The sequence below is a fragment of the Paenibacillus sp. J2TS4 genome (genome assembly GCF_018403245.1).
Taxonomy (GTDB): Bacteria; Bacillota; Bacilli; order Paenibacillales; family NBRC-103111; genus Paenibacillus_L.
Map to the genome: position 1 here is coordinate 42,939 of NZ_BOSH01000019.1, position 12,471 is coordinate 55,409.

Annotated in this window: 6 protein-coding genes; 4 read left to right on the forward strand and 2 right to left on the reverse strand. The window is 49.3% G+C overall.

The annotated features are described in order from the left end of the window. Nucleotides 1-374 precede the first annotated feature (374 nt). Nucleotides 375-5,618: a discoidin domain-containing protein gene (locus KJS69_RS26555; protein WP_213586835.1), complete on the forward strand. Its 5,244-nt coding sequence runs from the start codon at nucleotides 375-377 to the stop codon at nucleotides 5,616-5,618. A 722-nt stretch (nucleotides 5,619-6,340) separates the two neighbouring features. Here KJS69_RS26555 and KJS69_RS26560 read toward each other — a convergent pair. Next, on the reverse strand, nucleotides 6,341-6,940 hold the full coding sequence (locus KJS69_RS26560) for an acyl-CoA-like ligand-binding transcription factor (RefSeq protein WP_249730725.1): 600 nt from the start codon (nucleotides 6,938-6,940) through the stop codon (nucleotides 6,341-6,343). A gap of 83 nt (nucleotides 6,941-7,023) precedes the next feature. Further along, nucleotides 7,024-8,547, reverse strand: coding sequence for a DHA2 family efflux MFS transporter permease subunit (locus KJS69_RS26565; RefSeq protein ID WP_213586837.1), 1,524 nt, complete (start codon nucleotides 8,545-8,547; stop codon nucleotides 7,024-7,026). 232 nt (nucleotides 8,548-8,779) lie between these two features. Here KJS69_RS26565 and KJS69_RS26570 point away from each other — a divergent pair, with 232 nt between their 5' ends. The 3 genes from KJS69_RS26570 to KJS69_RS26580 all read left to right on the forward strand — a co-directional run bounded on the left by KJS69_RS26570 (nucleotide 8,780) and on the right by KJS69_RS26580 (nucleotide 12,346). Continuing rightward, nucleotides 8,780-9,736: an ABC transporter permease gene (locus KJS69_RS26570; RefSeq protein WP_213586838.1), complete on the forward strand. Its 957-nt coding sequence runs from the start codon at nucleotides 8,780-8,782 to the stop codon at nucleotides 9,734-9,736. Nucleotides 9,737-9,751: 15 nt separating this feature from the next. After that, nucleotides 9,752-10,624 (forward strand): carbohydrate ABC transporter permease, encoded by an 873-nt coding sequence (locus KJS69_RS26575; RefSeq protein ID WP_213586839.1) that lies wholly within the window; start codon nucleotides 9,752-9,754, stop codon nucleotides 10,622-10,624. Nucleotides 10,625-10,753: 129 nt separating this feature from the next. Continuing rightward, nucleotides 10,754-12,346, forward strand: coding sequence for an extracellular solute-binding protein (locus KJS69_RS26580; protein ID WP_213586840.1), 1,593 nt, complete (start codon nucleotides 10,754-10,756; stop codon nucleotides 12,344-12,346). Nucleotides 12,347-12,471: the final 125 nt, after the last annotated feature.

Consider the following 12,471-nt stretch of genomic DNA (forward strand, 5'->3'; position numbering starts at 1 on the left):
ATCTATGAATTCTTTAGTTTAATAGTTATATAACGACATTATAGCATACGCACTTCAATAGTCCGCACCGAATATATTCCTTCTAAATATGACAGAACAACGTCCCTTTTCTTCAGAGAAGGGACGTTCTACATAAGCCTGTCCGTCCACTGATTTCGCAACTTATTAAGGATATCTTTCTCGCTGTCAAATTCATTTTGTAGATATGAATGTCCATCCGGGCACTATTCTCATAAAGTGAAGCAAACTTCCATCTCTCTTTCCATTCAAAGATCAATAATGAAACGGGTTTGGTGCAGAACCAGCTTGAGTTTAATAACGGACCATAAATTAGCACATAGCCACCATAAGTTAGTCTATAGGAGAGAAAGGGAATGTTTGGTAAGTTACATAATGTAAACGCTATCAAAAATAAAAATGGGAAAGGTGAGGATGAAATAGTGTCTTGGACTAGTCGTTTAAGCATGTGTCTGGCGGTTCTGCTCCTGCTGGCGACATGGCTGCCTGGAGGTGGGATCCCGACGGTAAGAGCGGCGGAAACCGAAAAGAATGTCAATTTAGCTTTGGGTAAACCTGCGAAGGCGAGTAGTAAAACGACCGATCGGGAAGCAGACAAAGCATTCGATGGCAACCCGACAACCTATTGGCAGCCTCTGAAGGCGGATCGGGAAGACGATTTGAATGTATGGATTTCCGTAGATTTAGGAAAGAAAGAAACTTTTAATAAAGCAGTGATTAGTTTTTTGGCAGGCAGTTATGCCGAGTACAAGATTCAGTATTCGGATGATGGGCAAGAGTGGAAGGATGCTTATGTCAAAAGCAGCGGAATCGGAAGGACAGAAAATGTCATGTTTCCGGAAGTGGAGGGACGTTACGTAAAATTGGACCTTAATTTGGCTGGAACTGGAAATGTACAGCTATCGGAGTTCGAAATTTATAATTATGACGGGAGCATTGATCCCGTTCCGGGCAATCTGAATAGCGTCTTTTTTGTGAATGAGCAGGGCGATCCATATGAACTTAATGATGCCATTGAGCTGACCAAGGGCGATACCTTGACTTTGACCGCTCAAGGAAGATTGGCGACCGGCGAAATCGTTGATTTGGACGACGTTGGTAAAAAAATGTATACATCGGCGGTACAGAACGTCTCTATTGATCAGGACGGCTTGGTTACGGCTCTGCAAGCAGGGGCGAGCCGGGTCTTTGTAGAGGTTCCTGTACAAGGGGGAGAATTGGTCAATGAAGATCTGTGGATTGTGGTCAAAGACCCCGAGGAATTCCATGCTGAAGATCTGATTGTCCTGACGGAGTTGACTCATCCCAGGATGCAAATCGAGATCGGCCAACCCGCAGTGATTCGTCCTGGAGATGAGTACCCGCAAATTCCGGTTCGTGCTAATGTAGACGCAACTATTAGCGTGGAGGTACAGGTCAATGGGCAGGAGGCTGCCCAACCGATTCAGCCTGTTTCTTTGACCCAAGGGGAAGAGAAGGTGCTGACGATCCCGGGAACCGCTAATGTTTCTGGGGAATATGTGTTGAAGCTGAAGGTTGGAGCCGGCGGAAAAACTTATTACGACGCATTCTATTTTACGGTTATGGAGCCGGATACCGTACCTGCCGGTCAAAGCAGCGTTGCTTATCTTAATGAGCAAGGAGCTATGGTTTATGTGCCCGATTACAAAGGGAACCGGATCGTTGATTTCTCCAATACCGGATATATGGGCGGAGGAGTCCGGCTGCCCGATGTGCAGGCGAGAGTAGCTCTGCAGCCTGGAGAAGGAGACGATACAGAACGGATTCAGGCGGCCATTGACCAAGTGTCGCAAATGCCTATCGGTCCGGACGGATTTCGCGGAGCGGTATTGTTGAAGAGAGGAACATTTGAAGTTGGCGGCAAGCTGTATATCCGGACAGGTGGAGTCGTTCTTCGCGGAGAAGGCAAAGGGGAAGAAGGCACGATCATCCTGGGCACAGGAACGGATGCAAGAAATCTGATCGAAATCGGCCCGAACTCCGGTCCTGTGATGGATACGGCAACAGGTGTGGAAATAACGGATTTATTCGTGCCTTCCGGAGCACGCAGCTTTCATGTGGAAGATGCCTCGGGCTACCAGGTCGGAGATACGGTAATGGTCCGGCGGGTAGGAAACAGCCGTTGGATTCACGAAATCGGGATGGATTATATTTACATGAGACCGGGAGCGGGCGGGACTAGTCAGTGGACTCCTTTTAATCTTGACTTTGACCGGGTCATTACGGAGATTGACGGAAATCAGATTACAGTAGATGCCCCGCTGGCCAATTCGTTTGAACGCAGATGGGGCGGCGGACAAATGTTCAAATACAACGACGACACCCGGATTGAACAGGTCGGGGTAGAAAATATTCGCGTAATCAGCGAGTTCGATCCCAGCATTAAAGATACAACGATGGATAATGGAAAGACGGATCCTTATTATGCGGATGAAAATCATGCCGAGCGCTTCGTCGTGTTCAACAGTGTCAAGAATGGCTGGGTTAGAGAGGTAACGGGCTTTCACTTATCGTATGCGCTTGTCCAAATGGGTCGGAATGCGAAGTGGATTACTGTACAGGACAGTGAACAGTACGATATGGTCAGCATCATTACGGGCGGGCGAAGATACAGCTTCTATATTCAAGGCCAGTTGAATCTCGTTCAGCGTACTTATGCCGAGACGTCCAGACACGCGTTCGTTTTTGATAGCCGCGTTCAGGGGCCGAATGTATTTCTTGACAGCCAATCGGCTAAAGATTATAACACAAGCGAGCCTCATCACAAATGGTCGGTTGCCGGTCTGTATGACAATATAAGTGCACGCATTAATATTCGGGATCGCGCTTGGCTAGGCAGCGGCCATGGCTGGGCAGGCGCCAACTATGTAACCTGGAACACCGAAGGAGGTTTGGTATCACAGCAGCCTCCTACCGCACAGAACTATGCTATCGGTCATATTCCGAACAACGACGGAATTAATGTATCCCGGCTTGTCCCGAGCAGTTATGATCCCCGCCCGCGTAAGGATGGATTCTGGGAGTTTAAAGGGGAACATGTGAAGCCGGGCAGCTTATATAAGCAGCAGCTGGCGGAACGGCTAGGTCCGGAAGCACTGGAAAATATTAAGCGCACGCCGGTAGGGGGCGGTGATCTGGATATTCCGGATAATGATTTAGGTCATTTGCCGCTGCTGGAGGAAATTCAATTGGACGGGGAAGTATACTCGGATTTTGTCCCGGATACGTTCGATTATTCGATCGAATTGCCAGTAGGAGCTACGCAAGTTCCAATAGTTACAGCAACTGGCAAACCGGGCAGCCGCATTGAAGTCAAGCAAGCGGATTCGACTAACGGAAAAGCAGTCATTATTGTAACAGACGAACAGGAAAGCAGTTCGGTCCAGTATACAATCCAGTTCAAATCTCTGGAAGTGTATGGAGATATTCCTGCCAATCTGACGGTGTATCCTATTATGGATGCAAAGGCGAGCGACTCCCATAAGGATTACCCGCCGATTAACGCTATCGATAAAGATTTGGGTACTCGCTGGGCCGGCAAAGGAGAGCAGTGGATCGATTTTGATCTAGGCCAGGAAAGATTGATTTCCTATGTTTTGATGGCCCAATTCCAGTATCTGAAATACAAATTTGATATTGAGCTGTCCAGTGACGGAGTGAATTGGACTCAGGTGTTCAGCGGAGAAAGCAGCGGATTGACCGAAGTTCTCGAAGGCTATCCCATCCCGGATACCTATGCCCGATACTTGAGAGTAGTCGGTCATGGAAATAACAAAGATGCATGGAACAATATCAATGAAATAGTCATTGCCGGAGATGTGCCTTCGATTAAGCTGTTAGGCCGGAACCCAATGTACATTGATCTGTACCAGCCGTTTGTCGAACCGGGGTATAAAGCCGTGGATTCGACGGATGGGGACTTGACCGACAAGGTTACGGTTACGGGCTCGGTCTATACGGATAAAGTCGGGCGGTACTCTTTGAAATACAATGTTCAGGACAGTGATGGTCACTGGGCGGATACGGTCACTCGGACCGTTTATGTCCAGGAACCATCGGACCCGACCGACCCAACCGATCCTACGGACCCGGTTGACCCAACAGACCCGACCGATCCTACGGATCCGGTTGACCCGACCGACCCAACCGATCCTACGGACCCGGTTGACCCAACAGACCCAACCGATCCTACGGATCCGGTTGACCCGACCGACCCGACCGATCCAACCGATCCCACGGATCCGGTTGACCCAACGGACCCGACCGATCCTACGGACCCGGTTGACCCGACCGATCCAACCGAACCATCGCCCCGACCGAGGCCGAATGGAGGCTACGGGCCACTGGTTACCCAGTGGAAAGATACGTTCTCGGAATCGGTAGAAGGGGATCATGTCCGGATCAGGATCGATACCTACAAATTAAAGGAATGGCTGAATAAAAACCCGGATGCAGTTTCCTCTATCGATATCCAGGCTCAAGCGAGCGGAAGCCGGGTGTCGATCGAATGGAACGGAGAAGCTCTCCGCCTGCTGGCCGATTGGAATCCGGACGCCGTGCTGAGAATGGACGCGGGCTTCGCCGCGTACTCGCTGCCGATTAAACTGCTGAGCGACCCGGATCTCTCCAGCCAACTGCAAGCTTCGGCCGACGACATCGTCTATACGGTTCAGATGACTCTCGCTGATAAAGACCTGCTGGAGTCGTTGGAGTCCTATTTGCAGAGTCGGGCGATTCAACGGGAATCCGATGTTGTCCAGTTTAACGTAACGGCATCGGCCGGTGACCGCAGCATCGAGCTGCAGGATTTCGGCGCCGACTATGTGCACCGCTCCTTGCCGATCGCCAGCGATAGCATCGACTCGAGCCGCTCGACCGTCGTTCAATACGATCCGGCGAGTCGCAGCTTGCACTTCGTTCCATCGGTCTTCCGGGAGTCGGAGGAAGGATGGACCGCACAGTTTCAACGGACCGGCAACAGCATCTATACGGTCATCCGCCAGCATCGCTCCTTTGCCGATCTGCAAGGGCACTGGGCGGAGAACGACGCGGTGCGATTGACGAATAAACAAATCGTCGACGGGATGAGCGACGATCAATTTGCGCCGGACCTTCAGGTGACCCGGGCTCAATTGACCGCTCTCATCATTCGAGCGCTTGGTTTGTCCGGGTCGACAACAAGCGAAGGAGGCGCGCCATTTACCGATGTAGCTGCCGGAGATTGGTTCGCTCCGGCAGTGGCCACGGCCGCGAAGCTCCGGTTGATCGACGGGTATGAGGACGGAAGCTTCCGTCCGGAACAGACGGTCACCCGGGAGGAAATGGCCGTGCTGATGAGCCGGGCGATCACATTCGCGGGCAGTGAATCGGTGAATGAGCCATCCGGCACGCAGCCGCTGGCTTACGAGGATGCGGAGCGCATCGGGTCATGGGCGGAGTCTGCGGTGAAGCAATTGACCGGGCAAGGCTTGCTTCAAGGCAAAGCTCCGGGCCTCTTCGAGCCGCGGGATTCGGCGACCCGAGCGGAAGCAACGGTTATGCTGAAGAGAATGCTGCAGCACATTCGCTTTATCGACTAGAGGCAAGAGGAGAAGACTCAGCCGGGGAACCTGTTCCCCGGCTGATTTTGTTCTTCTATCCATTGTGGCTCAACACAAAATTTACTGTTTGACGCCCAAACTCTCTCCTTCGGTAGCCAAATGGAGGATTGAAGTGCAAAAATGCCTCTTAAATCCAACCTTTTTCCCCGAAATGGGCATTGAAGTGCAAAAGTACCCTCTAAATGGGAGAAATCATCGTTTTTATTAAAAGCGTGGAAAATAGAGTGCATTTTTGTCCCTTATCTCGAAAATGGGCTAGAACGATAGAATTGGGGTGCACAATTGAACCTTATTTTGTTTTCCTGATTATCATCGGCTTCGCTTAGCTGGATGAATCGAAAATGCAAAATACATGTCAGTTGTTTAATCGAAGAACAGAAACGCATGTCTATCCATCCTAAAATACAAAATAGTTCAAACCGCTATCCTTTATCTAAATTGCTTAGAATGCCTAGAGTAGGGAGGAATAAAGTTGAAAATGCACTTAATTTGAAACAGTTGTACCTAATTGCGGGGGAATAAGTGCTTAAATGCACCTTATTCACTCTCCCGATCGCTCTCCGTTACAAGGCAATATGTATTGCGTACTCCTCTCAAAGTATGGGGGATATGCTATCAGACTGGTCAAAAATTAATCTTAATCCTCCCTGTCTCACTGTATCCTTCATAAGAGCCGGGCAGCCGGCATGCTGATCTCCGAATTAGATCGGCAAGCCGGCTTCGAGATGCGCGAGGGCATCATCGATAGCTTGAATATTGTCCACCTCCGGGTTCACCATACAATACGATAAAGCGGACATTATAATTCCAACGAAAGCCCCGGCGAGATTGAATATATAAAAATCGTCTTTGGGCCGCCCCACCCGTTCAGCTATCAGTTCGGCAACGCCCTTCAGGGTCTCCAGCAAATGATGAAAGGTTGCTGCTCTCAGTTCCGGGACAGACATCACCAATTCCAACCGTTGGCGCATCGCTTTATATTCATCGTCGGGGATTTCGCTGAATCCCGTTTTCACGGCTTGCCGCAAAGCTTGGATTGGACTAAGCTCGGCCGGTTGATTTCTAAAGGCCCGAATGAGGATATCATCGTGGTCGTCCTCCAGAACGACGGCTTCCTTCGTCGGAAAATAACGAAAGAAAGTACTGGGCGAGATTTCCGAAGCTTCCGAAATTTGCTCGACCGTCGTCTCATTATAGCCTTGCTCTCGAAAAAGCCGCAAAGCATGGTGCTGGATTGCCGCCCTTGTTTTGATTTTCTTCCGTTCACGCAGCCCGAGCTTAAGTGGCTTATCAGAAGACAATTTCTCACCTCCCGGCAAGGGTAATGTAGGTAAAACTAAAAGATGGGGTACATGCCCCATCTTTTAGTTTACCTTGTTATACATCAGTGTACAACTTGATTGCTGGGAGTTTCGGTTGATTCATCACTGGCTACTTTGCGGGGCAGGTATATGAACGCAAGGAAAATACCGAGCAAGGCGATTCCCCCACACACCCACAGCATCACGTTCATACCGTGAATGAATGAGGTATGGACGTTGTCCAGAAGTGCTTTGGAATTTAATTGACGGGCCACCGCCACGCCCGCGGAGACACTATGCCTTGCTGTATCCGCAGCCGTATCTGGAAGTCCGGCGAGATCCATACGGGTACGATAACCGTAATTGAGGACAGACCCCAGCAAGGCTACACCGACTGCCCCTCCGACCTGCCGCATCGCCATAATCATTGCGGAGCCTACACCGCTCCGTTCAGCCGATATCGTCCCAAGCGCCGCATCCATCGTAGTCGGCAGAGCGAATCCAAGGCCAAGTCCGGTTAGGGTAATCCATGTTGCGACAAAGCTGTAGCTGCTCTGTACGTCCGTGCCGCTTCCTATGATCAGCCCCGCCGCCATCAAGGCAAAACCGAGAGCTGCGGCAGCTTTCGTTCCCCAAGCAGGCAGCAGCCGGTCCGAAGCTTTAGCTCCGACAATCAAGCCTCCGATTAAGGGCAACAATCGCAAGCCGGTACCTAGCGTGTCGACCCCGACGACCGCCTGGAAATATTGCGGCATTGCAAACAATAAACCGAAAAGAGCGAAGGATACCAAAGTGGCGAGCAGAGTTCCCCACGTAAAGCTCGAGGAGAGGAATAAAGAGAGATCGATAAGAGGATGGTCCGTCCTCCGCTGCCAGAGTACGAAGCCGGCAACTATAAGTATACCGAGAACAATCGACACCAGCGCAACCGGATCGCCCCAGCCATATTCCCCCGCTTTGATCACGCCGTAGGTGACGCCGACCAATCCGATCCCCGAGATCAACACGCCAAACCAATCCAGTCTTTGCCTGAATTCGCTGCGGGATTCCGGCATCAGCACGGAAACGGCGATAAGTGCGACGAGGACAAACGGAAGGTTGATGAGAAAGACCGATCCCCAGGAGTAATGCTTCAGCAACCAGCCACCGACGATCGGTCCGAGAGGGATTCCGAGCATATTGGCCGTCGCCCATATCATCATCGCTTTGGTTCGTTCTGCGCCCGAGAACAGCACAGGGAGCGCGGTCATGGACAAGGGGATCAGGAACGCTGCGCCCAATCCAAGCAGGGCACGGTTAAAAATAAGCATGCCGGGAGAGTTGGAATAAGCGCATGCTGCCGATGCGACCCCGAACAAAACCAATGCCATTAGCAGAAACTTCTTGCGGCCAAATTGGTCACCAAGCATTCCGGCAAGCAGCAGGACGGCGGCAAGCACGAGATTATACGAGTTGACGATCCATTGCAATTCGCTTGTTGAGGCATTCAAATCAGTGGCCAGAGTAGGAAGCGCAACATTAAGGACAGTCATATCGAGTCCTACAGCCAGCAAGCCGACCGACAGGGCGCCGAGTACCCACCATCTGCGCGACTCCATATTTTTCATCGCCATATCCACCTTTCACATTTAATATAAGTTAATAATGAGAGTCTATTTCAAATGATAGTTAATGTCAAATTATTTTTTCGCAAGGACAAGCCTATAGAGTACATTCCGCTTTCTGGGCCGATCGTAAAAAAACACAACTCAGGGAGGATAACTCCATTGTTCCTCTTGTTGTTTTCAGAGTAAGATCACCATAACGAATTTATTTATTTGTAATAGAGGAGAGGTGCTAATGGCTAGTAAGATCCAGCCTTCCGACCGGATTCAACACCGGTTTGCTAGCAAAAGCGAGTTTTGGGGAATGGTACGTAAATATAAAGCGCTTTATTTGCTTTCCATTCCGGGGATTCTTTATTTTATTATTTTCAAATATGTTCCTTTGTTAGGAAGCGCCATGGCTTTTCAGAACTACAATTTGTTTAAAGGATTCTGGGGAAGCGATTGGGTGGGGCTGGAGCATTTTAAACGAATGTTCGCCTACGATGAGTTTATAACCATCTTTAAAAATACTTTATTGATCGGATTATATGATTTGGTTTTTGCTTTTCCTTTTCCCATCATTATGGCGCTTTTATTGAATGAAATGCGCATTGTACTCTATAAGAGAGTGTTGCAAACTATCGTGTACATGCCGCACTTCCTGTCCTGGGTCATTATCGGGGGGATTGCCATCGGGATTCTATCGCCGTCTACCGGTGTCGTGAACGAAATCCTGAGCTGGTTCGGGTTAGAACCTATCTATTTCCTCGGTGAAGAATCTTACATTCGATCGATCCTGATCGGTTCCGGTATTTGGAAAGACAGCGGATGGGGAACGATCATCTACTTGGCCGCCTTGGCTGGAATTAATCCGGAGCTGTATGAGTCGGCTGTTATGGATGGAGCCAATCGTTGGCGGCAAACACTCGCCATCACTTTGCCGTCCATTTTTCCGACCATTATCATTTTATTTTTGCTCCAGATCGGCAACTTTCTCGACTTCGGTTTTGAGAGGGTCTATGTCTTCTTAAACTCTCTAAATGCGGACAAGGGTGAGATTCTCGACACCTACATTTACCGCGCCGGTCTGTTGGAGAAACAGTATAGCTACACGACTGCGATTGGATTGTTCAAATCCGTGGTTGGGCTTCTGTTGATTATGTTAGGAAACACGTTAAGCAAAAAGACGACGGGAGACTCACTTTACTAAGGCAGGTGCGGATGAATGACGAGAATGACCAAAGGAGAACGAATTTTTCAAGGTTTTAATTATATTTTGCTTACTCTTATAGCATTAAGTATGTTTCTTCCGATTCTACATGTTCTAGCCCAATCCTTCAGCAGTGATTTGGCGATTAATTCGGGGAAAGTTACGATATTTCCGGTAGATTTCACTTTTGCCAACTACCAGATTGTGGTCAAGGATATGTCGGTCTGGAGAGCATTTATGATCAGCGTGTTCGTAACGGTGTTCGGAACCTTCTTCAATCTGGCGGCGACGGCCTCTTTGGCTTACCCTCTATCCAGATCAGAATATTGGGGGCGCAAATATGTGCTGATGATGGTGCTGCTGACCTTTATTTTCAGTGCTCCCCTTATTCCCAACTATTTGCTGATCCGCTCTCTCGGTATGCTCGACACCCTGTGGGCATTGATCATTCCTGGAGCCATCAGCGCTTACAATCTGTTCATCATGCGATCCTTCTTTAATAATTTGCCGAACGAGCTGATAGACTCCGGAAGGATCGATGGCGCGGGAGAGATGAGGATTCTGTGGAGTATCGTGCTGCCATTGTCCAAGCCGGCCATGGCCACGATGGGATTATTTTATGCCGTGTCCCACTGGAATTCATATTCCAGCGCACTTTATTATATTAACAATCGGGCCTTGTACCCGCTGCAGGTTCGTCTACGGGAAATTGTCATTACCGATACGTTCGGGGAGATGGATTCCTCCTTCGAAAATTTGGCGAATATGTCGCCTGAGGGAATGAAAATGGCGGTTATCGCTGTCTCGACGCTGCCCATTATGCTGGTCTATCCGTTCTTGCAAAAGTACTTTATTAAAGGAATGCTGATCGGATCGATCAAATCGTAAAAGAACACAAGGCACAATAAAATTACCAATACTATGGAAGAACCGCAGGAGTTATCATGGTAACAAGACTGGAAACGCTATCAACCATCATTCATTATCTATTATTTTAGTTGGAAAGAAGGGGTAAATATGAAAAAGGCATGGGGTCTGACATTAGCCGGAGTTCTGGCCGTTACTTCACTGGCTGGCTGTGCCGGCGGTGGCAAAGACGCTGCTCCAACCTCCACTCCAAACACAGGAGCTGGGGAGGAAAAACAAGAGGAGCCGAAGAAGGAGCCGACGAAGTTTTCCATTTCCTTCTCGACCAGCGGCAATCCGCACATGGAGTCTTCTCCGGACATTAACAAAGACAAGTGGGTATTGAAGCTGGAGGAATTGACCAACACGGATTTGAACATAATCCCGGTTTCGCACAAAGAGTTTGATCAGAAGATGAGCTTAATGTTTGCCGGGAATGACATTCCGGACGTCGTTGGCAACTTGAGGGGAGGACCGACGACCTCGTCGATGGCCGGTTCGGTGGAGGCTGGGGTCTTCATGCCTCTGGATGATTTGCTGAAGGAGCATGCTCCGAATCTGATGGCTCAGGTGCCGAAGGAAGCGTGGGAAGAAACCAGCTTTGAAGGCAAAATATACGGGATTCCTCTTTGGATTTCCAATCCGTCTCGCCGCGGAACCTTCTTCCGTACCGATCTTCTGGAGCAAACCGGCTTGCCTATGCCCAAAACGGCGGATGAATTTCTGGACGTTCTGAGAGCGTTTAAAAAATTAGGGGTAGAGCATCCTTATCAATTCCGTGAAAACTTCAAATATGCCGATACGTTCCTGGGGGCTTACGATGTGCTGCCGTTTCAATTCGAGCTGCAGGACGGCCAGGTTGTGCCGAAATTTTTTGATGTAGAGAATATGACCAAAGCGTTGGAAGCGTACAAGGCCATGTATGATGAAGGCTTGATTCCGAAAGATTTCGCTACAGTTACGCAAGCGGACTACACCAAAAATATCAGCGCGGGCAAAGTCGGAATGTGGGATGCCAATGCGGAAGGGCTGGCTGGCTTTAGAACGAAAATACGGGAAGCCGATCCCAATAGTAAGGTAGATCTCGTTCCTTCACCGACAGGCACGGATGGCAAGGGAGGTCTCCATCACGTTTCTGCCATATCCCAAACCTACTATATTAATAGCAAGGTGAAGGAAGAAACCGCTATTGGCATCATTAAGTTCTTCGACTGGATGACGACGGAGGAAGCGGAAATGTTCTTCTCGTTCGGAATCGAAGGCGATACTTACACAATAGAGAATGGCAAGGTTAATTACAAATTCCCGGTAACGAAAGAGGAAGTGGACGAGGAAGGATTCCGCAGCGGGAACCTCTGGATGGTCCACGACGGCACTTATAGAAAGAAACTGGCTGAATTAACCGATGACGGCAAAGATATGCTGGATGCTTTTGATAACATCCTCGCCCACGAAGGTCGTCCCGGAATTACATTTAATCCGAATTTGAACAGCTTCACGAAATATCCTGACCTGGCTCCAGGCGGAGATACCGGACCTAAGCTCATTCTGGATCACATGATCAAGATGATCTACGGCAGAGAGCCGATTTCTGACTGGCCAAAAGTGATCGAGGAGTATAAAGCTAAAGGTGGAGATGAAATCATTAAGGAAGCCACCGAGAGATACAACAATAATGATGGGGTAGTGGATCATACCAAGTAATCCCCCCAGTTTATCAGCCCCGGGAGAAGGAATTTACAACAATTATATCCCGGGGCTATAATTAATACAGGTTGATGGGACAAAGAAATGGCGGTATCTGCTTCGACATTCGTTCGGGTGGATAC